The sequence below is a fragment of the Micromonospora sp. DT231 genome, from assembly GCF_049847025.1.
GTDB lineage: Bacteria > Actinomycetota > Actinomycetes > Mycobacteriales > Micromonosporaceae > Micromonospora.
The window spans coordinates 509719-531162 of sequence record NZ_JBNCNO010000004.1 but is presented as its reverse complement, the minus strand read 5'-3'; the positions used below and the strand labels follow the sequence as shown (position 1 = coordinate 531162).

The 21444-nt window shown below is 72.1% G+C and carries 18 protein-coding genes and 1 tRNA gene; 12 read left to right on the top strand and 7 right to left on the bottom strand.

All coding sequences use genetic code 11. From position 1 onward, the window contains the following. Positions 1 to 11: 11 nt before the first annotated feature. From ACPXBU_RS13815 to ACPXBU_RS13805, 3 genes are all read right to left on the bottom strand, one after another. The gene (locus ACPXBU_RS13815; RefSeq protein WP_393366171.1) at positions 12 to 794 is read right to left on the bottom strand and encodes a peptidase; all 783 of its coding nucleotides are present in this window, start codon (positions 792 to 794) and stop codon (positions 12 to 14) included. Then, on the bottom strand, positions 794 to 2077 hold the full coding sequence (locus ACPXBU_RS13810) for a VWA domain-containing protein (protein WP_425758295.1): 1284 nt from the start codon (positions 2075 to 2077) through the stop codon (positions 794 to 796). Before ACPXBU_RS13810 ends, ACPXBU_RS13815 begins: the two co-directional genes overlap by 1 nt. Positions 2078 to 2443: 366 nt before the next feature. Then, on the bottom strand, positions 2444 to 4093 hold the full coding sequence (locus ACPXBU_RS13805; RefSeq protein WP_425758294.1) for a dolichyl-phosphate-mannose--protein mannosyltransferase: 1650 nt from the start codon (positions 4091 to 4093) through the stop codon (positions 2444 to 2446). Positions 4094 to 4234: 141 nt separating this feature from the next. Between ACPXBU_RS13805 and rsmI the strand changes: the two genes are divergently transcribed. Further along, a complete protein-coding gene (gene rsmI, locus ACPXBU_RS13800; RefSeq protein WP_393367077.1) occupies positions 4235 to 5074 on the top strand; it encodes a 16S rRNA (cytidine(1402)-2'-O)-methyltransferase in 840 nt (279 codons plus the stop codon). Between the two features lie 34 nt (positions 5075 to 5108). Here the strand turns inward: rsmI and ACPXBU_RS13795 are convergent, their stop codons facing one another. Next, positions 5109 to 6209 carry a hypothetical protein gene (locus tag ACPXBU_RS13795; protein ID WP_425758293.1) on the bottom strand — a complete coding sequence of 367 codons (1101 nt, stop codon included), beginning with the start codon at positions 6207 to 6209 and terminating at the stop codon, positions 5109 to 5111. 157 nt (positions 6210 to 6366) lie between these two features. Between ACPXBU_RS13795 and metG the strand changes: the two genes are divergently transcribed. Further along, a complete protein-coding gene (gene metG, locus ACPXBU_RS13790) occupies positions 6367 to 8169 on the top strand; it encodes a methionine--tRNA ligase (RefSeq protein WP_393366179.1) in 1803 nt (600 codons plus the stop codon). Positions 8170 to 8215: 46 nt separating this feature from the next. Here the strand turns inward: metG and ACPXBU_RS13785 are convergent, their stop codons facing one another. Further along, positions 8216 to 9463, bottom strand: a complete 1248-nt coding sequence (locus ACPXBU_RS13785) for a hypothetical protein (protein ID WP_425758292.1) — start codon at positions 9461 to 9463, stop codon at positions 8216 to 8218. A 235-nt stretch (positions 9464 to 9698) separates the two neighbouring features. Here ACPXBU_RS13785 and ACPXBU_RS13780 point away from each other — a divergent pair, with 235 nt between their 5' ends. The 7 genes from ACPXBU_RS13780 to ACPXBU_RS13750 all read left to right on the top strand — a co-directional run bounded on the left by ACPXBU_RS13780 (position 9699) and on the right by ACPXBU_RS13750 (position 16301). Further along, positions 9699 to 10598: a TatD family hydrolase gene (locus ACPXBU_RS13780; RefSeq protein WP_425758291.1), complete on the top strand. Its 900-nt coding sequence runs from the start codon at positions 9699 to 9701 to the stop codon at positions 10596 to 10598. Positions 10599 to 10644: 46 nt separating this feature from the next. Beyond that, the gene (gene rsmA / locus ACPXBU_RS13775; protein WP_425758290.1) at positions 10645 to 11514 is read left to right on the top strand and encodes a 16S rRNA (adenine(1518)-N(6)/adenine(1519)-N(6))-dimethyltransferase RsmA; all 870 of its coding nucleotides are present in this window, start codon (positions 10645 to 10647) and stop codon (positions 11512 to 11514) included. Positions 11515 to 11546: 32 nt separating this feature from the next. Next, complete coding sequence (locus tag ACPXBU_RS13770; protein WP_393366187.1) at positions 11547 to 12131, top strand: Uma2 family endonuclease; 585 nt, start codon at positions 11547 to 11549, stop codon at positions 12129 to 12131. Beyond that, positions 12128 to 13078 (top strand): 4-(cytidine 5'-diphospho)-2-C-methyl-D-erythritol kinase, encoded by a 951-nt coding sequence (locus ACPXBU_RS13765; protein WP_393366188.1) that lies wholly within the window; start codon positions 12128 to 12130, stop codon positions 13076 to 13078. Before ACPXBU_RS13770 ends, ACPXBU_RS13765 begins: the two co-directional genes overlap by 4 nt. Before the next feature lie 111 nt (positions 13079 to 13189). Further along, positions 13190 to 14995, top strand: coding sequence for an ABC-F family ATP-binding cassette domain-containing protein (locus ACPXBU_RS13760; protein ID WP_393366190.1), 1806 nt, complete (start codon positions 13190 to 13192; stop codon positions 14993 to 14995). A 101-nt stretch (positions 14996 to 15096) separates the two neighbouring features. Continuing rightward, entirely contained in the window at positions 15097 to 15552 is a 456-nt protein-coding gene (locus tag ACPXBU_RS13755) for a DUF4383 domain-containing protein (protein ID WP_425758289.1), read from the top strand. A 272-nt stretch (positions 15553 to 15824) separates the two neighbouring features. Further along, positions 15825 to 16301 carry a DUF4383 domain-containing protein gene (locus ACPXBU_RS13750; RefSeq protein WP_357075661.1) on the top strand — a complete coding sequence of 159 codons (477 nt, stop codon included), beginning with the start codon at positions 15825 to 15827 and terminating at the stop codon, positions 16299 to 16301. A gap of 7 nt (positions 16302 to 16308) precedes the next feature. Here the strand turns inward: ACPXBU_RS13750 and ACPXBU_RS13745 are convergent, their stop codons facing one another. Together ACPXBU_RS13745 and ACPXBU_RS13740 are read right to left on the bottom strand one after the other, a co-directional pair. Further along, on the bottom strand, positions 16309 to 16998 hold the full coding sequence (locus tag ACPXBU_RS13745; protein WP_393366194.1) for a TetR family transcriptional regulator: 690 nt from the start codon (positions 16996 to 16998) through the stop codon (positions 16309 to 16311). A 221-nt stretch (positions 16999 to 17219) separates the two neighbouring features. After that, positions 17220 to 18185, bottom strand: a complete 966-nt coding sequence (locus ACPXBU_RS13740; protein ID WP_393366196.1) for an acyl-CoA desaturase — start codon at positions 18183 to 18185, stop codon at positions 17220 to 17222. A gap of 404 nt (positions 18186 to 18589) precedes the next feature. Between ACPXBU_RS13740 and ACPXBU_RS13735 the strand changes: the two genes are divergently transcribed. The 3 genes from ACPXBU_RS13735 (at position 18590) to ACPXBU_RS13725 (ending at position 21370) form a co-directional block, all read left to right on the top strand. Next, a tRNA-Gln gene (locus tag ACPXBU_RS13735) sits at positions 18590 to 18661 on the top strand. Positions 18662 to 18771: 110 nt separating this feature from the next. Then, entirely contained in the window at positions 18772 to 20331 is a 1560-nt protein-coding gene (gene glmU / locus ACPXBU_RS13730) for a bifunctional UDP-N-acetylglucosamine diphosphorylase/glucosamine-1-phosphate N-acetyltransferase GlmU (protein WP_425758288.1), read from the top strand. A gap of 58 nt (positions 20332 to 20389) precedes the next feature. Then, the gene (locus tag ACPXBU_RS13725) at positions 20390 to 21370 is read left to right on the top strand and encodes a ribose-phosphate diphosphokinase (RefSeq protein WP_393366200.1); all 981 of its coding nucleotides are present in this window, start codon (positions 20390 to 20392) and stop codon (positions 21368 to 21370) included. Positions 21371 to 21444: the final 74 nt, after the last annotated feature.

Here is a 21444-nt window from a genome sequence, read left to right as displayed (position 1 = left end):
CCGGCCGTCGTTCAGCGGCGCCGGGGCCGCCGGGTCATCGTGAAACCCAGCACGCCGGCCACCGCGGCGAGCACGCCGCCGATGCCGGTCCAGACCCAACGCGAGCCGAGGTCCGGCAACCAGTCCGCGAGCGGGTCGCTCTCGTCGTCGGCAGCCGGCTCGTCCGGGGGTACGGCGGTGAGCACCGTGCCCGCCTTGGTGTTCGGCACCAGCGGTGCGGCCAACTCGCCGTCGTCGGCCGAGGCGCCCCGATCGGCGATCGTGCCGACCAGCAGGTCCACGTCGATCGGCGCGCCCAGATCCGGCTCCGGCAGGTCGATCACCGAGAGCCGGACGACGTACGTGCCGGGCAGCGGGTCGGCCGACCAGGGCTCGGCCCACGGCCGTACCTCGCGCAGCGTGCAGCCGAGCGCCACGTTCGTCGCCGCGGCGTCCACGGTCGGGGTCTGCGCCCCCGCCGTGCACGCCTGACGCCGACGCAGCCCGTCGAAGACGTCGACCGTCCAGGTGGATGCTCCGCTGCGCCCCTTCGGGAAGGTGACGGTGGCGCTGATCTCCTGCACCTGACCGGCGGTAGCCGGGAACGACCAGTAGAGGTGGTCGCCGATCGAGGCGTCCACCCGCACCGGTTGTCCGGCGGCGATCGGGGTGGCGCTGAGGAACGACGTGCCGGCCCGGTTCACCGGCGTGGCTCCGGGGGAGGGGCTCGGCGCGGCGACGGCCGCGGCCGGGAGCAGCGCGGCCCCGCCGGCGGCGAGCAGCGCCGCCAGCGAACGCGACAGTGGGGTACGCATCAGTTCTCCCTCCAGGTGGCGACCCACCAGCGGCTGAGTAGGCCGACGAGCAGCCCGGTGAGCAACCCGGCGATGGTGAGCAGGGCGAGCAGGACCCAGCCCCGGCCGAGGTCCGGTCCGTTGGGCGTGGGCGCGGCGGCGACCACGTCGATGGTCAACTCCACGGGCATGCCCGGAGTCGCCGCGGTGCCGGGTCGCGGGGCGAACGAGTTGCTCACCACCAGGCAGACGGTGGTGGGCTCGACGACCGGGTTGGCGCTCTCCTCGGCTCTCGGTGCGTCCTCGTCGTCGGCGGTGGCGGACCAGCGCAGCCCGGCGGAGAGCACGTCGGCTCGCCCGCTGCCGGCGTCCGCGCCCCGGACCAGTTCCCGGCCGTCCGCCGCGGTGGCCCGCAGCAGCACCCCGTAGTCCCGGTTGACCGCCCGGTCCAGCGCCATGCTCACCGACGCCCGCAGCTCCTGCCCGGGGCGTACCGGCACCCGGTAGTAGCGGTGCTCGGAGAACGCCTCCCGGTCGGCGTAGACGCCGGGGGCGAGCAGTGGCGCCGAGGCGCAGGCGTTCGCGCCGCCGACGACCGTCGGCGCCCGGGTGTTGGTGGCGCCGGCCCGCTCGACGAGCTGCTTGATCCGGCCGGTCAGCTCCTCGGCGCTCTGGGCGGCGGTGTAGGTGCCCCCGGTCGCGCTGGCGATGCAGAGCAGTTGCCGGCGTACCTTCTCGTCGGGGGCCAGGCCGAGGGTGTCGACGACCAGGCTGGTGCCCTGGGCGGCCACCTCGCGGGCCACCTCGCACGGGTCCGGCGGGGCGCAGGTGTCCTCCCCGTCGGTGATCAGCACGATCCGTCGGGTGGTGGCCCCGGTGCCCAGGTCCTGTGCGGCCGAGCGCAGTGCGAGGCCGACAGGTGTGAACCCGGTCGGTCGCAGCGTCGCCACCGCGGCCTTGGCCGCGGAGCGGTCCACCGGACCGACCGGGACGATCTGCTGGGTATCCTGGCAGCCGACCTTCTTGTCCTTGCCGTGGTAGGTCGCGCCGAGCACCCGGATGCCGAGCTGGGTGTCCTCCGGCAGGGCGTCCACCACCTCGTTGAAGGCCTGCTGGGCGACCGAGATCCGGCTGCGTCCGTCGATGTCGGCGGCGCGCATCGAGCCGCTGACGTCGAGCACGAGCTCGACCCGGGGAGGCTCGGGCACCTGCTCCTCGTCGGCCTGCGCCGGGACCGGCCCGGCCAGCGCGGTGGTCGCCAACAGTCCGAGAAGGACAGCCGCCGATCGTTTGAAGTTGATCACGGTCCGCAGTGTAGTGAGATCCACTTTGGATGATCACTGGGGTTGGTGCGGGTTTCCGGCCTGCCGTTCCCGGCCGAGTCGACGAGCACCGCTGGTCGGCCGCCTTCGTGCGCTGGGTCCACGCCAGGTCACCCTCGGTCAACTGCTCGATGGCAAGCATCGGTTCGGCCGCCATCGGTCGGAAATCTGACTTAAGTTGACCCGTTGTGCCGGTGGTGCACGGTGGTTAAGCTCTTCATGCGCGCCCCAATCGCCCGCTTCCCCCGTGGCAGGCGATCGGGGCGCGCGTCTATGTCAGAAGGGCCCGCACGCTTCGGCGTGCGGGCCCTTCTCCGTCGCGCTGTGCGGCGCGTCGCCTGTCGGTGCTTATATCCACCGGCCGTCGAGCCACATTCGGGACAACCAGTCCGAATACGCGATGCTCTTGCCGACGAAGATCGGGTAGAAGTACGCGAAGCAGAGCGCCACCAGCAGCACGTACGCCCCGGCCGCGATGCCGCCCACGAACCGACGCTCGTAACTCGGGTCGCCGGGCACCAACGGCGCCACCGTGCCCACCTCACTCCCGGCGGGGGCGATCAGCGCGCCGAGCACGTACACCACGGCCAGCACGAGGAAGGGCAGCGCCGGCGCGGCGTAGAACGAGAACATCGTCCGGCCGTCGAGGGCGAACCAGAACCACGGCAGCAGCCCGGCGGCCACGGTGAGCAGGATCGCGCCGGCCCGCCAGTCGCGACGGGCCACGCCCAGCCAGGCCAGCGCCGCCAGGGCCGGCAGGAACGACCACCAGAGCAACGGGGTGCCCAGCAGCAGGATCTCCGAGGCCCAGTTGGTGCCGTCGCCGGCCCAGTGGAACGCCACCGGGCGGCCGAGCAGCAGCCACTGCCACGGCCACGACTGGTACTTGTGCGCGTCGTCGAGCTGGGCGTGGAAGCCGTACGCCGCCTTGTGGTACTCGAAGAGGTTGATCAGCGGGCCGATCACCGGGCGGTCACTGAGGTGGGCGGCCGGGTAGGCGGACGCGAGCCGGTAGTAGCCGTCATCGGTGATCAGCCAACCCGACCAGGTGGCGAGATAGGTGCCGATCATGAGCACGCCGGCCAGCAGCAGCCAGGGCAGCTCGTCGAGCAGGGCGTCCCGCCAGGGCCGGCGGGCCCCCGCCGAGCGGCGGACGCCGACCTCCCAGAGGACGACGAGCAGCGCGAAGGCCGGGACGAAATACAGTGCGCTCCACTTCACCGCGCAGGCGCAGCCGATCAGCACCCCGGCGGCCAGCCGCCACCACGGCCAGGTGCGCCAACCGGTCGGCGGTCGGCCGGCCCGACCCGGCTGACTCGGGTCGAGCCCGTCGTCCAGGGCCCGCGCCCAGCGGCGACGGCGGGCGTCCCGATCGAGCACCAACGCGCCGAACGCGGCCAGCACGAAGAAGAGCAGGAAGATGTCGAGCAGGGCCGCCCGGGACAGCACCAGGTGGAAGCCGTCCAGGGCGAGCAGCAGGCCGGCGGCGCAGCCGAGCACCGTCGAGTGGAACATCCGCCGACCGATGCGCACCAGCAGCAACACCGACAGCGTGCCGATCACGGCCGCCGAGAACCGCCAGCCGAACTCCGGCGCGGTGGTCATCAGGTGCCCGGGGACCGAGACCTTCGAGTCGGCGTCCTGATAGCCGAACGCCCACTCGCCGAGGCCGATCAGCCACTTGCCCAGCGGCGGGTGCACGACGTACGACGGGCCGTTGTCCTTGTAGTTCCATTCGACGCCGCGGCTGATCAGCCCGTAGCCGTCCTTGGCGTAGTACGTCTCGTCGAAGATCTTGCCCTTGATGTCGGAGAGCCCGACGAAGCGCAGGATCGCCGCGATGGCCACGACCACAGCCGTGGCCGCCCAGGAGAACCGGTCCAGTTGGCTGTCGACGGTGGCGAACCGTCGTCGGACCTGGGCGGGCGCACCGCCCGCACCGGCGGGCGGCGCCGTCGGCTCCTGGTGGGGGCTGGGCTCGCCCGTCACCTCGACCATCTTGGCAGGATCGGCGCTCGGGCTCTGCGCAGTCGACGCACTCGTCACCCGGCGATCGTAGGCTGCCAAGGTGCTCGGTGGCGCCCGTCGTCCCCGATACCGGTACTCGCTGTCGATGAAGGAGACGAATTCGTGGGTGAAATGTCCGAAGCTGGGCGCCTGATCCTGCTCGGTGCCCCGCTCGGCAACCCCGCCGACGCCTCGGCCCGACTCCGGGAGGTGCTGAGCACCGCCGACGTCGTCGCGGCCGAGGACACTCGCCGGCTCACCCGGCTGGCCCGCGATCTCGACATCACCGTCGGCGGTCGCATCGTCTCCTACTTCGAGGGCAACGAGGAGCGGCGTACGCCCGAGCTGGTCGAGGTGATCCTCGGCGGGTACGTGGTGGCCCTGGTCACCGACGGAGGGATGCCGAGCGTCTCCGACCCCGGCTACCGGCTGGTCCGGGCCGCGTTGGACGTCGGGGCGCCGGTCACCGTCGCTCCCGGACCGAGCGCCGTCACCACCGCGCTGGCGGTGTCCGGGCTGCCCTGCGACAGGTTCTGCTTCGAGGGCTTCCTGCCCCGCACCCCCGGCGCCCGCCGATCCCGGCTGCGCGCCCTCGCCGCCGAGGAGCGCACGCTCGTCTTCTTCGAGGCCCCGCACCGGATCGGCGCGGCGCTCACCGACCTGGCCGACACGTTCGGCGCGGATCGTCCGGCCGCGCTCTGCCGCGAGCTCACCAAGACCTACGAGGAGGTGCTCCGGCGTCCCCTCGGCGAGTTGGCCCGGTGGGCCGCCGAGGGCGACCCGCGCGGCGAGATCACCCTGGTGGTGGCCGGGGCGCCGGTGACCGCTCCGGAGCGCCCCGACGACGACACCCTGCGCGCGGCGGTCGCCGAGCGGGAGGCCGGCGGCCGGTCCCGCCGCGACGCCATCACCGACGTCGCCACCGAGTACGCGCTGCGCCGCCGGGACGTCTACACGATCGTGCACAGCTGACCGAAGCCGCGCTGCGGCGCACCGGACGGCGGGTTCACCAGGCGGCGGCCAGGAAGCCGACGGTGATCAGCACCGGGCCGGTGACGGCGACCGCCACGGCCCAGCGGCGGTGCCGGCGGCCGGGCAGCCGGGCCGACCCGGTCCACCGCACGATGCCGGCGACGCAGCCCAGCACCACAAGCAGGCCGGGCAGCCAGCGCAGGTGCTGGACCACCCCGGTGTCCGCGTACGCGGTGCCGCCGTCGGGGCCGGTCATCCGCGCCGGTAGCGGTGTGCCGGTCGCGTCCGCGCCGGCGGGCACGCCGCTGACCCGTACCCCGTGCGCGACGAACCGCCCGTCCTGCGCCGTGAAGATCCCTCGGCACCGCTGGGTGAGCCCGCTGCCGGTGCACTCGGCGATCACCACGGTGCCCGCCCGCGCGTGCCCGACCGCCAGCCAGAACGGGCCGGCGCTGACCCAGGCGAAGAAGGCCGTGACCAGGGCCAGCGCCACAAGCGCGGCGAGCCCGGGCAGGGGATCGGGAGGTGGGACGGCACGGCTCGGAACGCGGCGGCCCGCCGATCGTGAGCCGCGGTCGCGCTCCGGCGACGGGTCCTCCCGGACCGGGGTGCCGTCCCAGTGCACCTCCTCGATCGGCGCCCAGAAGGCGCCGTCGTCGTCCGGTCGGTCACCGCCGGGCGGGTGGCCCCGCTGCCTGCCGCTCTGCTGCCGGACGGGCACCCGACTCGGCACCGCGTCCACCGGCGCCCCGGTCGTCGGCTCCACCTCGACGGCCTCCGCGCCGACCGGCGGGACCGGCGGGCCGGGTCGGGCCGGGCTGGGCGCGGGCGCCGCCGGGGTCGGACGGACGGGGGTGGGCCGGGCCGGTGCGGCGGCGAGACTCGCGGGGTCGTCGCGCCTCGGCGCGACCGCCCGTCCGGACGGCGCGGGCCGCTGGTCCGCCGGCCGGTCGGCGGCAGGGCCCGGTCGTGGGGCCGGGCTCGGTCGCGCCGCGAAACCCGGGTCGAGGCCCGGCACCGGCCGAGGCTGGGGCGCGACCCCGGCTTCGCGGGGCGCGGCCGGGTCGGGATCGCCGCCGACCGTCGGGCCGGTGGGACGGTCCTCGCGGTCCCGTGCCGCTCGTCTGCCAGTCACGAGGTTCATTGCACACCGCTCGGGAGGGCGGATCGGGCAGTTGAGCCGCGTGTCGGCGACAAATCGGACCATTGGGCGGGTGGTCGGTCCGGTCCGCCGGCCCGGCACCCCCTATTGGTTCGCGGTCGCCCCGGCCGGGTCACTAGGCTTGCTGCTCATGAGTCACGTTCTCGCGGCAGTGGCCTGGCCGTACGCCAACGGCCCCCGCCACATCGGCCACGTCTCCGGTTTCGGCGTTCCCTCCGACGTCTTCGCCCGGTACATGCGGATGGCCGGCCACGACGTGCTCATGGTCTCCGGCACCGACGAGCACGGCACCCCGATCCAGGTGCAGGCCGACGCCGACGGGGTGACCCCGCGCGAGCTGGCCGACCGGTACAACAGGGTGATCGTCGAGGACCTGCACGGCCTCGGCCTCTCCTACGACCTGTTCACCCGCACCACCACCCGCAATCACTACGCGGTGGTGCAGGAGCTGTTCGAGGGGATGTACCGCAACGGCTACATCGTGCCGAAGACCACCATGGGCGCGATCTCGCCGTCCACCGGGCGCACCCTGCCCGACCGCTACATCGAGGGCACCTGCCCGATCTGCGGGTACGACAGCGCGCGCGGCGACCAGTGTGACAACTGCGGCAACCAGCTCGACCCGATCGACCTGATCGACCCGAAGTCGCGGATCAACGGGGAGACCCCGAAGTTCGTCGAGACCGAGCACTTCTTCCTGGACCTGCCGGCCCTGGCCGAGGTGCTGCGGCAGTGGCTGGACACCCGGGACGGGTGGCGGCCCAACGTGCTGCGCTTCTCCCGCAACCTGCTCGACGACCTCCAGCCCCGGGCGATCACCCGGGACCTGGAGTGGGGCGTGCCGATCCCGCTGGACGGCTGGCGGGACCGGTCCGACAAGCGGATCTACGTCTGGTTCGACGCGGTGATCGGCTACCTGTCCGCCTCCATCGAGTGGGCCCGCCGCTCCGGCGACCCGCAGGCGTGGCGTAAGTGGTGGTCGACCGACGGGGAGGGCAAGGACTCCCGCTCCTACTACTTCATGGGCAAGGACAACATCGTCTTCCACTCGGTGATCTGGCCGGCGCTGCTCTCCGGATACTCCGGCGAGGGCTCCCGCGACGGTGAGCCGGGCGAGTTGGGCCGGCTCAACCTGCCCACCGAGGTGGTCTCCAGCGAATACCTGACCATGGAGGGGCGCAAGTTCTCCTCGTCCCGCAAGGTGGTCATCTACGTTCGCGACTTCCTGGAGCGCTACGACGCCGACGCGCTGCGCTACTTCATCGCCGCCGCCGGCCCGGAGAGCAACGACACCGACTTCACCTGGGCCGAGTTCCTCCGCCGCAACAACGACGAGCTGGTCGCCGGCTGGGGCAACCTGGTCAACAGGTGCGTGTCGATGGCGGCGAAGAACTTCGGGGCGATCCCGCCGGTCGACCCGGCCGGGCTCACCGAGGCCGACGAGGCGCTGCTCGCGGTGGCCCGCGCCGGCTTCGCGGGAGTCGGCGACCTGATCGGCCGGCACCGGCAGAAGCAGGCCATCGGCGAGGCCATGAAGGTGGTCGCCGAGGCCAACAAGTACCTCTCCGAGCAGGCGCCCTGGAAGCTCAAGGCCGAGGCGGACAAGCCCCGGATGGGCACCATCCTGCACGTCGCCCTCCAGGTGATCAGCGACGCCAACACGCTGCTCACCCCGTTCCTGCCGCACTCCGCGCAGCAGGTGCACGAGCTGCTCGGTGGCACCGGCGTGCACGCGCCGATGCCGGTCATCGAGCAGGTCGACGACCTGGACGGCGGTCCGGCGTACCCGGTGCTGACCGGGGACTACACGGTCGGCGCGCGCTGGGAGTCGGTGTCGATCGAGGCGGGCCGGCCGCTGGCCACGCCGAAGCCGGTGTTCCGCAAGCTCGACCCGTCGATCGTCGACGAGGAGCTGGCCCGGCTGGCCGACTGAACCGCTCGACACCCCGGGCGGCGGGGCATCCCGCCGCCCGGGACCGTCACATCGCGTACCGGGCGTCCATCACCTGGTCGTCGGTCACCTCGGCACCCGGCGCCCACGCCTCGTAGACCCCCCGTTCGTGGCACTGCGCGCCGGTCGCGACCACCGCGTCCGGGTTCGGGTAGCGCAGCCGCACCCGCAACCAACCGGCCTCCTCCCGCAGCACCAGGCACGGCACGCCGCGCCACTGGGCGAACCGGACCCGGCGGGCCACCGCGCTCACCGGGTAACGGGCCGCCCGGGTCATCGCCAGCACCCGGAACCCGCCGGGCAGGTCGGCCACCGCCTCGTACTCGGTGTCGCCGTACCAGCCGACAAGCTGGGTGGAGCGCGGCGCGTCGGCGTTCGGCACGTACTCCTGGTCCGGGGAGAGGCCGGGCACCGCGGCCAGCAGGTGTCGCCACTGCGGGCCCACCATCCGCAGCCACGCGCGCTGCTCGGCCTGGTAGGTGTAGAGCACCACCTCCACCCCCTCCGGCGGGTAGGCGATCAGGGCGGCGTTCGCCGGCATCGGCAGGTCGGCGAAGTCGCGGGTGACGAACTCCGGGATGAGCTGACCGTTGCTCGGCACGAAGCCCGTGCCCAGCACCGGCGCGCCGAGCCGGTCGCGGGATCCCAGCGCGGTCAGGCCGCGGTGTGCCTCGCCCACCGGCACGTCGTAGTCACCCGGGTCGGACGCCCGCCAGCGCAACGCGTACGCCACCTCCGGACCGTCCCTGCTGACCTCCCCGTCGGTACGCAGCACCGTCGTCGTCGCCGGCGTCCGCAGATGCGCCACGTCGTGCTCGCGGTAGCAGAAGCCGTGCGGCAACCAGCCTCGTACGTACCCGGCGAGCTGCTGGGCGGAGAGCACCTTCACCATCCGGGTGCCCCGCCGGACCACCGCCGACGCGCGTGCCATCGTCAGCGTCGGGTCCGCCGCGGCGGCCGGCTGCTGACTGAGCTGGTGCAGGTACGCCCAACCCCGCTCGCGGTGCGCCGGCACCATCAGCGGCGTCTCCGGCTCGTCGGCCGGCTCCGTGGCCCCGTGCACCGCGGTCACCTCGCTGACGTGCACGAACCGGTGCCACGGCAGCGCGCTGCCCGGTCGGGGCGCCCACTCGAAGCCGGCCACCTCGTCGGCGCTGAACAGCTCGTACGCGGCGCCCCGGGCGATCTCCTCGGCCGGGTAGACACCCCCGCCGAACGCCACGCGCAGCCCGGTGCGTTCGTCGGCCGCGCCGCTCGCGTGGGGTGTGATGCTCACGCCGCCGCCTCGCTGCGCTCGGCAGCGGCGTGAGACGCCACGCTGCTGTGCCTCATGGTTCGCTCGCTGCGCTCGCTCACGCCACCGCCTCGCTGCGCTCGGCAGCGGCGTGAGACGCCACGCTGCCGCACCTGATGGTTCGCTCGCTGCGCTCGCTCACGCGGCGACGGTAGAGTCGCGCGGCGTAGCCGAGGTGAACGTCGGGTGGCGGGCAGATGGACAGGCCCGGTGTGTGATGCTGTCGCTGATGAGCGAGCCCACTGAATCCCGTCGAGAGCGTGCCGCCCGGCGGGCCGGAGAGTTTCCGCCCGCCCCCGAGCCGCTGCCCCGGCCGGTGCTGGACAGCCACACCCACCTGGACATCACGGTCAGCGAGGCCGGCGTGCCCGGCGGCGGGCCGGCCGACGACCCGGTTGCCGTGGCGATCGCGTTGGCCACCACTGTCGGCGTGGACCGGCTGGTCCAGGTCGGGGTCGACGTCGCCTCCTCGCGGTGGGGCGCGGACACCGCCGACAAGTATTCCGCCGTGCTGGCCACCGTGGCGCTGCACCCCAACGAGGCGCCTCGCCTCGACGACCTCGACGAGGCGCTGCGGGAGATCGAGTCCCTCGCCGCCCGCGAACGGGTCCGGGGGATCGGCGAGACCGGCATGGACTTCTTCCGGACCGGCGACGAGGGGCGTGCCGCGCAGGAGGCCAGCTTCCGGGCGCACATCGCCATCGCCAAGCGGTACGACAAGGCGCTCGTCATCCACGACCGGGACGCCCACGCCGACGTGCTGCGAATCCTCGACGACGAGGGTGCCCCGGACACGGTCGTGCTGCACTGCTTTTCCGGCGACGCCGAGTTCGCCCGCGAGTGCGTCCGCCGCGGCTACCTGCTCAGCTTCGCCGGCACCGTCACCTTCGGCAGCGCCACCGCGCTGCGCGAGGCCGCCGCGCTCACCCCGCTGGACCAGTTGCTGGTGGAGACCGACGCCCCGTACCTCACGCCGACGCCGCACCGGGGACGGCCGAACGCCTCGTACCTGATCCCGGTCACCGTCCGCGCGCTCGCCGCGACCACCGGCAGTGACCTGGACGAGCTGTGCGCGGCCATCTCCGCCACCGGCGACCGGGCCTTCGGCCCGTGGTGAGCCCGGCCCGCCGGTCGGCGCCGACCCCGTCGTTACGCTGCCAGCCATGACCGGTCTCCTCGGCCCGGCGGAGATCCGGGAACTCGCCGCCCGGCTGGGTGTCGCGCCCACCAAGAAGCTGGGCCAGAACTTCGTGCACGACCCGAACACCGTCCGCCGGATCGTCACCGCCGCCGGGCTGACCCCCGACGACGTGGCCCTGGAGGTCGGCCCCGGGCTCGGTTCGTTGACCCTGGGGCTGCTGCCGGTCGCCGGGCACGTGCACGCCGTGGAGATCGACCCGGTGCTCGCCGGGGCGCTGCCGGAGACCGTCGCCCGGCACGCCGGCGCGGACGCCGGCCGGCTCACCGTGCACCGCGCCGACGCGCTGCGCGTCGACGCCGCCGAGCTGGCCGACCCGCCGCCGACCGCGCTGGTGGCGAACCTGCCCTACAACGTGGCGGTGCCCGTGGTGCTGCACCTGCTCGCCGTGCTGCCCACCCTGCGGCACGGGCTGGTGATGGTGCAGAAGGAGGTCGCCGACCGGCTGGTCGCCGGCCCCGGCTCCAAGGTGTACGGCATCCCGTCGGTAAAGCTCGCCTGGTACGCCCAGGCCCGAGGTGCCGGGCGGGTGCCGCCGAACGTGTTCTGGCCGGTGCCGAACGTCGACTCCGGTCTGGTCGCCTTCAGCTGCCGCCAACCGCCCCGCGTCGACGTACCCCGGGAGCAGGTCTTCGCCGTTGTCGACGCGGCGTTCGCGCAGCGCCGCAAGACGCTGCGCGCCGCCCTGGCCGGCTGGGCCGGCGGCCCGGACCGGGCCGCCGCCGCCCTCACCGCGGCCGGCGTCGACCCCGGCGCCCGGGGGGAGTCGCTGACCGTCGAGCAGTTCGCCGCCATCGCCGCGTCGGCTCCGACCGGTACGCGTACCGCGAAGTAGGCTGACGCCGTGCCCGCCGAGGAGGTGTACGAGTGACCGCGCAGCCGATCGAGCCCGCCGCCCACGGGATGTGGACCCCGGATCCCGTCCGGCAGCGGCTGGCCAACCACACCATCGAGGACGTGCTGGCCCTGCCCGACGACGCCCCCCGCGTCGAGCTACGTGACGGAGTCCTCGTCGTGGTCCCTTCCCCCACCTATGACCACCAGAACATCAGCAGCCTGCTCTGGATGTGGCTGCGACAGCACGCCCCGCTGGATCTGTCGCCAGCTACCGCCATCGGAGTGGCGATCAACCACCGCAACACCCTTGAGCCGGACGTGGTGCTGTTGCGCCGCCCCCTCGTTGGCACCAGCCACTACTTCGATGCTGAGCAGGTCATGCTGGCCGTCGAGGTTGTCTCGCCCGGCACCCGACGGCGGGACCGGCTGGAGAAGCCGGCCGACTACGCCGATGCCGGGATTCCGCACTACTGGCGGATCGAGCAGAATCCGGTGCACGTGTACGCGTACGACCTGGTCGACGGCCGCTACGAGCTGGCCGCTGACTCTGCCGAGGAGCTGATCGTGGCCAAGCCGTTCGACATCCGCCTGCGCGTGCGGGACATCACCCCGTGACCGAGGCCTGGCGACCGGACGGCGAGGACGAGCGGCGTGGGGCCATCGGGCCGGTGAAGGTCCGGGTGCCCGCGAAGGTCAATCTTCACCTCGGGGTGGGCCCGCTGCGCCGCGACGGCTACCACGAGTTGAACACCGTCTACCACGCCATCTCGATCTACGACGAGTTGACGGCCCGCCGGGGCGACACGCTCGCCCTGACCATGGAGGGCGAGGGCACCGGTGAGCTGGCGCTCGACGACAGCAACCTGGTGATCCGCGCCGCGCACGCTCTCGCCGGGTACGCCGGGGTGCTGCCGCACGCCCGACTGCACCTGCGCAAGCAGATCCCGCTCGCCGGTGGGCTGGCCGGTGGCAGCGCCGACGCGGCTGCCGCCCTGGTGGCCTGCGACGCCCTCTGGGGCACCGGGCTGTCCCGCGACGAGTTGGCCGGGATCGCCGCCGACCTGGGCTCCGACGTGCCGTTCCTGATCTACGGCGGCACCGCGCTGGGCACCGGCCGGGGCGAGGCGATCAGCCCGGTCCTGGTCCGCCCCACCTCCTGGCACTGGGTGGTGGCGATCGCCGACGTCGGCCTGTCCACCCCGGCCGCGTACCGGGAGTTGGATCGGCTCCGCGACACCGGCGCCGCCGGTGCCCCGTTGGGCAGCACCGACGGGCTGCTGGGCGCGCTGCGCCAGCGCGACCCCCGGGTGCTGGCCCGGACGCTCGGCAACGACCTCCAGGACGCCGCGCTGGCCATGCGCCCGGCGCTCGCCGACACGCTCAAGGCCGGTGAGGCGGCCGGTGCGCTCACCGGCATCGTCTCCGGTTCCGGGCCCACCTGCGTGTTCCTCGCCGCCGACGCGGCCGACGCGGAGCGGATCGCCGCCGAGCTGACCGCTGCCGGCGTGTGCCGCCAGGCGCGGGTCGCGCACGGTCCGGTCGCCGGCGCCCGCGTCGGCTGACGCGCGTCCCGGCGGGCGCGCGGCGCGGGCAGCGCGGGCATCCGCGTACCCTTGGGTCAGGCGTCCAGGTGCCCGCCGGCACCCGGACGCCTTGATCATGAAGGGTGGAACGTGGCGAACATCGTCAATCTGGACCGGGTGTCCAAGGGGTACGGCGCGGCAGGGCGGCTGCTCACGGACGTCTCGCTCGGCCTGGACGACGCCGACCGGATCGGCGTGGTCGGCCTCAACGGCGCCGGGAAGTCCACCCTGCTGCGGCTTCTCACCAAGCAGGAGGACCCCGACGACGGCCGGGTGACCCACCGCCGCGACCTCCGCGTGCTCTGGCTGCCGCAGCAGCTCACCCTCGCGCCCGACGCCACCGTCCGGGATGTCGTGCTCGGCACCGCCTGGCTCAACGAGGGCATGGGCGCCGAGCACGAGTGGGCCGGCGACGCAGGTGTCCGGGGCATCCTCGACGGCCTCGGCATGCCGCACCTCGGCCTCGACCAGCCGGTCGGCCCGATGTCCGGTGGCGAACGGCGGCGGGTGGCTCTCGCCGCGCTGCTCGTCCGCGACTCCGACCTGCTCATTCTCGACGAGCCCACAAACCACCTCGACGTCGGCGGTGTCGACTGGCTGGCCCGGCACCTGGTGGGGCGCAAGGGCTCGCTGGTCGTGGTCACCCACGACAGGTGGTTCCTCGACGCGGTCTGCACCAACACCTGGGAGGTCGCCGACCAGACCGTCCGCGCCTACGAGGGTGGTTTCGCCGCCTGGACCCTCGCCCGCGCCGAGCGCGAACGCGTCGCCGCCGCGACCGAGGCCCGCCGGCAGAACCTGCTCCGCAAGGAGATCGCCTGGCTGCGCCGTGGGCCGCCGGCCCGGACCTCCAAGCCCCAGTTCCGCATCGACGCCGCGAACGCGCTGATCGCCGACGTGCCACCGGCGCGCGACACCATGTCCCTGCAGCGCATGGCCACCTCCCGGCTCGGCAAGCAGGTGTACGACCTGGAGAACGTCGAGCTGCACGCCGGCCCGAAGGAGATCCTGCGCGACGTCACCTGGCTGGTCGGCCCGGGTGACCGGATCGCCATCCTCGGCGCCAACGGTGCCGGCAAGACCACGCTGCTGCGGATGCTCGCCGGCATCACCCGCCCCGACGGTGGTCGCCTCGGCACCGGCTCGACGGTGCGGCCCGCGTTCCTGTCGCAGGAGCTCACCGAGCTGCCCGGGCACCTGCGGGTGCTCGAAGCCGTCGAGGAGGTCGCCCGTCGGGTGCAGCTCGGCGACCGGGAGGTCTCCGCCGCGCAGCTCGCCGAGGTGTTCGGCTTCGACGACCGCCGGCTCTGGACCCCGGTCAGCGACCTCTCCGGTGGGGAGCGCCGCCGGTTGCAGATGCTGCGGTTGCTCGCCGGCGAGCCAAACGTCCTGCTCTTCGACGAGCCCACCAACGACCTGGACACCGACACCCTCGCCGCGCTGGAGGACCTGCTCGACTCGTGGCCCGGCACGATCATCGTGGCGAGCCACGACCGTTACCTCATCGAGCGGGTCACCGACACCGCGTACGGGATGTTCGGCGACGGCCGGCTGGTGCACCTGCCGGGCGGTGTCGACGAGTACCTCGCCCGGACCGCGGAGCGGGCCGGCTTCTCCCGGGCGGGCGTCACCTCGTCCTCCGCGCCCGCCGCTTCCTCGGGAGGCGGCATGTCCGCCGCCGAGGTCCGCCAGGCCCGCAAGGAGTTGACCCGACTGGAACGGCAGCTCGGCAAGCTCGACCAGCGCGAGACCACCCTGCTCGACCAGCTCGCGGCGGACGCCACCGACTATGCGCGGGTCGCCGACCTGGACGCTCAGCTCAAGGATCTGCGCGCCGAGCGGGAGCGGATCGAGGAGACCTGGATGACGCTCGCCGAGGAGCTTCCGGAGAGTTGACCGGGCCGGACGCACGGGCCCGGGGGCCGTGTGCGGCGTCACACCGCCACATGCGGGACAATCGTCGGCGACACCTACCCCACGGCGTTGGAGACTCAGACATGGCCCACACCCCCGTCAACCACCCCGCGCGGCCGATCTACCGGGCGATCGGCGGGCTGACCGGTCTGTACCTGGTGGTCTTCGGCGTGCTCGGCATCATCGTGAGCACCGGCAACGAGATCCTCGCCCAGGACGACACCCGGGTCCTCGGTCAGGGCACGAACCTCGGCTTCTCGCTGATCAGCGTGCTGCTCGGGATCGTCGTGCTGGTCGGCACCGCGCTCGGCCGCAACATCGACGTGGCGATCAACCAGTGGATGTCGTACGCCCTGATGGTGGTCAGCCTGGCCAGCCTCGCCTTCATCCGGACCGACGCCAACATCCTCAACTTCAGCATCGTCACCGTCATCGTCGTGATGGCCGTCGCCCTGGTGCTGCTCATGGTCGGGATGTACGGCAAGGTCGGGTCGGAGGACGAGGCGGAGGCTTTCCAGAAGGCTCGGCTTGTGCTCTGAGTTTGTTTGGTCGCGGTAGTGGTTTTCGCCGGAGCCCGAGTTTGGTCGCGGTTGTGGTTTTCGCCGGAGCCCGAGTTTGGTCGCGGTAGTGGTTTTCGCCGGAGCCCGAGCTGCTCCGGGCGGTCAGGCTTGATCCCTGCGCAGCTCGGGCTCCGGCGAAAACCTGACCTGGTCCAGCCTTCGGCGGACCCCTTCGGCTTTGGGGTTCTTCGGACAGTTGGCTCTTACCTGGGCGACAATCCTCCTGAAACCGGTCAATCAGGGGGTTGGGTATGCCGCACTTTCCGGTTAACCATCCGGCACGGCCGCTCTACCGGGTCCTCTCCGGTCTGATCGGCGTCTACATCCTGGTGTTCGGCGTCTGGGGCGTCGCCGAGACGATCGGCGACCCACTCTTCGACCGAAGCAGCACCTGGGCCCTCGGCCTGCGGACCAACCTGGCCTTCTCACTCGCCTCGGTGGTCTTCGGCGTCGTCCTGATCATCGGGGCGTCCCGGCGCACGAACCTCGGCCACTACATGAACCTCACGGCCGGTGTGGTGTTCCTGGTGACCAGCATCCTGATGATGTCGGTGCTGCAGACCGGGGCGAACTTCCTCAACTTCTCGATGTCGACAGTGGTCGTGTCGATGCTGTTCGGCCTGATCCTGCTCGGCACCGGCCTGTACGACAAGGTCGGCCCGGCGGAACACGCCGAGGCGGAGCTGGCGAACCGCAAACACCCGGTGGCCGACGTGCACCGCGGCTGACGAACGGTCAGGAACGCCGGGCGGTGATCAACGTCGGCTTCGCCTCCAGGTGCGACAGCCCGTTCCAGGCCAGGTTGACGAGGTGCGCCGCCACCGTCTCCTTGCGCGGCTTGCGCACCTCCAGCCACCAGCGGCCGGTCAGTGCCACCATGCCGACGAGCGCCTGCGAGTACAGCTCGGCAAGCTTCGGGTCGTACCCCCGGCTCTTGTACTCGGCGCCCAGGATGTGCTCGACCTGGTGTGCGACGTCGTTCATCACGCTGCTGAAGTTGGCCGTGCCGGACATCAGCGGCGACTCGCGGACCAGCACCCGGAAACCGCTGGTCTCCTCCTCGATGTAGGTCAGCAGGGCCAGCGCCGCCTGCTCCAGCAACTCCCGCGGGTGCCCGGCGGTCAACGCCGTGGTGATCCGGTCCAGCAGGGCCCGGACCTCCCGGTCCACCACCACCGCGTAGAGCCCTTCCTTGCCGCCGAAGTGCTCGTAGACGACAGGCTTGGAGACCTTGGCGCGGGCCGCCACCTCCTCGATGGAGGTGGCGTCGAAACCGCGCTCGGCGAAGAGCTGCCGACCGGTCGCGATCAACTGCTCGCGTCGCTGAGCCGCCGACATGCGGATTCGGGAGGTGGGTTTGGGCTTGGGCGTCGGGACCGGCGGTGTCACCCGCCGGCCGCCGACACCGTCACTGACCTCAGGCATGTCGCCGCCTCGCTGGCGCTCGGTGACGCCCTGCCGTGGAATGGTGCCTCCGCTGTGCCCGTTCACGTCGTCGCCTCACTGGCCGGCGGTCCGACCGCTCTGCCGCCCGTCCGACCGTACCCGGATCGGGCCCGGCCCCCGTCTGCCGAGCCGTCCGGTCCCCCGCGTGGCTCGATCATCCGGCCATCCTGCCAGGCGGCAACCCGGCGTACCGCCCGCTTTTAGTGGGGTGCGACAGGCTTCACCAGCTTGGCGGCGAGTCGTTCCGGCTTTGGCCAGCGCACCTGCGTCGCCGCGCCGGTCTTCTCGAACAACCAGATCACCCGCGCCGAGATGTCCACCTGGCCGCGCAGCACGCCGTGCCGGGCGCTGGTCGGGTCGGCGTGGTGCAGGTTGTGCCAGCTCTCGCCGAACGACAGGATCGCCAGCGGCCAGAAGTTCGACGCGCGGTCGCCCTGGCGCATCGCGAACGGACGCTCGCCGTAGACGTGGCAGACCGAGTTGATCGCCCAGGTGACGTGGTGCAGCAGGCCGATCCGGACCAGCCCAGCCCAGAAGAACGCGGTGAGCGCACCCTGCCAGGACCAGGTCACCAGGCCGCCGATCAGCGCCGGGCCGAGCAGCGAGATGACCACCAGCACCGGGAAGAGCCGGTCGACCCGGCTGATGTCCCGGTCGGCGATGAGGTCCGGGGCGAAACGCTCCCGGTTGGACAGCTCCCGGCGGAACAGCCAGCCCACGTGCGCGTGGAACAGCCCCCGGGTCAACGCCCAGAAGCTGGTGCCGAAGCGCCAGGGGGAGTGGGGGTCACCCTCCAGGTCGGAGAACGCGTGGTGGCGCCTGTGGTCGGCGACCCACTGGATGATCTCGCCCTGCACCGCGAGTGACCCCGCGACCGCGAGCGTCACGCGCAGCCAGCGCTTGGCCTTGAACGAGCCGTGCGTGAAGTAGCGGTGGAAGCCGACGGTGATGCCGAGCCCGGAGACGACGTACCAGACCAGGCCGATGACTACGTCGCTCCAGCCCAGCCAGCCACCCCAGGCCACCGGCACGGCGACCAGCAGGGCGACGAAGGGGATCACCACGAAGGCCCAGAGGGCGGCCAGGATGCCGGTGGCCTGACTGCCGTCGGTGAGTGGTTTGGGACCGTTGGCGGCCGGGTTCGGATCGAGCAGGGTGGTGGACATGAGACCTCGCAGGGGGGACGGGGGAATCACGAAGCTACGCCTACGTCACCGTAACTTACGGCACCGTAGATCGCACGGGGAAGTTTCGAACCCTCCTCGCGTAGCCAACCAAAGCCCCAGGTGAGAAGCCCTACAAAGGCGAACCAGGCAGCCCACGCGAGGGACCCATCCCCCGCGCGTTGATCATGGAGTTGTCCGCGCGTGTTGTCGGCGTGTCGGGCGACAACTCCATGATCACCGGGGTGGTGGCAGGCGGGGGCCGGCGCTGGGATGTGCTGGGCGCCGGTGGGGACTGAGTTGATCTGTGCTTGCGTCGGCGGGGATGAGCGATGGCGTCCGGTGGCGGGGGCGCTAAGGTGTAGCGGCGGGTGTTCGTCACCCGCGCGACGTCCTCGCGTCGCTGATCGGCCGTGGTGTAATTGGCAACACCCGGGTCTTTGGTACCCGTATTTCAGGTTCGAACCCTGGCGGCCGAGCTACCCACGTACGTCCGTTTTCGGCTGGGGTGGGGGTAAGAGGGAGAGGTGCCGGGCCTCGCGGTTAGCATGGCCGCGGAAGTGTCCGCCGTCCCGACGGGAGCCACGTCGTGCCCGAGCCCCACCTTCGTACCGTCGTCGTGCTCGCCGCCGGTGAGGGCAAGCGGATGAAGTCGACACTGCCCAAGGTGCTGCACCCCCTGCTCGGTCGGACGCTGCTCGGTCACGTGCTGAGCGCCGCCGCGCCGTTGGCCGCGGACCGGACCGTCGTCGTGGTGGGGCACGGCGCCGACCAGGTTCGGGGGCACCTGACCGAGATCGCACCCGACAGCACGCCCGTGCTCCAGGCCGAACAGCTCGGCACCGGACACGCCGTGCGGATCGCGCTGGACGCCGTCCCGGACGGCGCCGGGACGGTTGTGGTGATCAACGGGGACGTGCCGCTGCTGCGTCCCGAGACGGTCGGCGCGCTCGTGACAGCGCACGAGGAGGCGGCTGCGGCCGCCACCGTGCTGGCCGCCGAGGTGCCCGACCCGACCGGGCTCGGGCGGATCGTCCGGGACGCCGACGGCCGCCTGGAGCAGATCGTCGAGGAGCGCGACGCCGACGCGACGCAGCGCGCGATCCGAGAGATCAACGCCGGCATCTACGCGTTCGACGCGGTGCGGCTGCGCGAGGCGCTGAGCAAGCTCTCCACCGACAACGACCAGGGCGAGGAGTACCTGACCGACGTCTTCGGCCTGCTCCGTTCCGCGGGTGAGCCGGTCGCCGTGCACATGGCCGTCGACCACGTCGAGACGTTGGGCTGCAACGACCGGGTGGAGTTGGCGGCGCTGCGCCGGCTGCTGCGCGACCGGGTCAACGAGGCGTGGATGCGTACCGGGGTGAGCCTGCTCGACCCCGTGACCACGTGGATCGACGTGACAGTGGCGCTGGATCGCGACGCGGTGATCGACCAGAACACCCAGTTGCGCGGCGCGACGGTGGTCGGTGCGGGAGCGTCGATCGGGCCGGACGTCACGCTTGTCGACACGATCGTCGGCCCCGACGCGTCAGTGGTCCGCAGCCACGCCGTCGGCGCCGAGGTCGGCGCGGGCGCCAGCGTCGGGCCGTACGCGTACCTGCGGCCCGCCGCGCGGCTCGCCGCCAAGGCGAAGGTCGGCACGTTCGTCGAGGTGAAGAACTCCGAGATCGGCGCCGGCTCGAAGGTGCCGCACCTGACCTACGTGGGTGACGCGACCATCGGCGAGCAGACCAACATCGGCGCGGCGTCGATCTTCGTGAACTACGACGGGGTCAACAAGCACCGCACGGTGATCGGCAGTCACGCCCGGACGGGCGCGGACAACATGTTCGTGGCGCCGGTCGAGGTGGGCGACGGCGCGTACACGGCGGCCGGCTCGGTGATCGTGGACGACGTGCCGGCGGGCGCGATGGGTGTCGCCCGGGCGCGCCAGCGCAACATCGAGGGCTGGGTGGTGAAGCGGCGGGCCGGTACGCCGGCGGCCGAGGCCGCGCAGCGGGCCGGCGACGCGAAGGGTGCGCAGCGGGCCGGCGACGCGAAGGGTGCGTCGGAGATGTCCGGCGCCGCAAGCGACAGTGAGGCAATGCACGGCGTGGCCGAGACGGTGGGCGGCACATCCGGCGCGGGAGATACTGCAACCGAATAGTCCCCGACCCACCACCACCGGTTCGGGTACCGCCGACATAACGGGAGCAGACGGGCCCATGGGCAGCATCGTCGCCGAAAACCGCAAAAGCCTGATGCTCTTTTCCGGACGTGGCTTTCCGGAGTTGGCCAAGGAGATCGGTGAGGTGCTCGGCGTCGCGCCGACCCCGGCCGACGCCTACGAGTTCGCCAACGGCGAGATCTTCGTACGGTTCCGGGACTCGGTCCGTGGATCGGACGCCTTCGTGGTGCAGTCCGTCACGCACGGGGTGAACACCTGGGTCATGGAGACCCTGATCATGGTGGACGCGCTGAAGCGGGGGTCGGCCAAGCGGATCACCGTGGTGCTGCCGTTCTACCCGTACGCGCGACAGGACAAGAAGCACCGCGGTCGGGAGCCGATCTCGGCCCGTCTCGTGGCGGACCTGTTGAAGACCGCCGGCGCGAACCGCATCCTCACCGTCGACCTGCACACCGCGCAGATCCAGGGCTTCTTCGACGGCCCGGTCGACCACCTCTTCGCCATGGACATCCTGGCCGAGTACGTGGAGCACAAGTACGCGGGGCGACCGATGACAGTGGTGGCACCGGACTCCGGCCGGGTACGGGTGGCCGAGCGGTGGACCGACCGGCTGGGCGGTTGCCCGCTGGCGTTCATCCACAAGACCCGTGACCCGATGAAGCCGAACCAGGTCGTGGCCAACCGGGTGGTCGGCGAGGTGGAGGGCCGGGTCTGTCTGATCGTCGACGACATGATCGACACCGGTGGCACGATCGCCAAGGCCGCGGACATCCTCAAGGAGTCGGGCGCGGCGGAGATCGTTGTCGCGTCCACCCACGCGCTGCTGTCCGATCCGGCGACGGAGCGCCTGAAGAACAGCTCGATCAGCGAGATCGTGGTGACCAACACGTTGCCGCTCCCGCCGGAGAAGCAGCTGGACAAGCTCACCGTGCTGTCGATCGCGCCGCTGCTGGCGCGGGCGATCCGGGAGGTCTTCGACGACGGCTCGGTGACCACCCTCTTCGGCGGCCTGAGCTGAGCGCGGCCTGAGCTGAGCGCGGCTTGAGCCCCGTTTCCGCCAGTCGACACGCCGGTGGGTCATCGGACTGACAA

Coding starts and splice junctions, on each gene's coding strand:
- ACPXBU_RS13815 (WP_393366171.1), bottom strand. CDS start 794: ATGCGTACCCCACTGTCGCGTTCGCTGGCGGCGCTGCTCGCCGCCGGC.
- ACPXBU_RS13805 (WP_425758294.1), bottom strand. CDS start 4,093: ATGGTCGAGGTGACGGGCGAGCCCAGCCCCCACCAGGAGCCGACGGCG.
- rsmI (WP_393367077.1), top strand. CDS start 4,235: ATGTCCGAAGCTGGGCGCCTGATCCTGCTCGGTGCCCCGCTCGGCAAC.
- metG (WP_393366179.1), top strand. CDS start 6,367: ATGAGTCACGTTCTCGCGGCAGTGGCCTGGCCGTACGCCAACGGCCCC.
- ACPXBU_RS13780 (WP_425758291.1), top strand. CDS start 9,699: ATGCTGTCGCTGATGAGCGAGCCCACTGAATCCCGTCGAGAGCGTGCC.
- rsmA (WP_425758290.1), top strand. CDS start 10,645: ATGACCGGTCTCCTCGGCCCGGCGGAGATCCGGGAACTCGCCGCCCGG.
- ACPXBU_RS13755 (WP_425758289.1), top strand. CDS start 15,097: ATGGCCCACACCCCCGTCAACCACCCCGCGCGGCCGATCTACCGGGCG.
- ACPXBU_RS13750 (WP_357075661.1), top strand. CDS start 15,825: ATGCCGCACTTTCCGGTTAACCATCCGGCACGGCCGCTCTACCGGGTC.
- ACPXBU_RS13745 (WP_393366194.1), bottom strand. CDS start 16,998: ATGCCTGAGGTCAGTGACGGTGTCGGCGGCCGGCGGGTGACACCGCCG.
- ACPXBU_RS13740 (WP_393366196.1), bottom strand. CDS start 18,185: ATGTCCACCACCCTGCTCGATCCGAACCCGGCCGCCAACGGTCCCAAA.
- ACPXBU_RS13725 (WP_393366200.1), top strand. CDS start 20,390: ATGGGCAGCATCGTCGCCGAAAACCGCAAAAGCCTGATGCTCTTTTCC.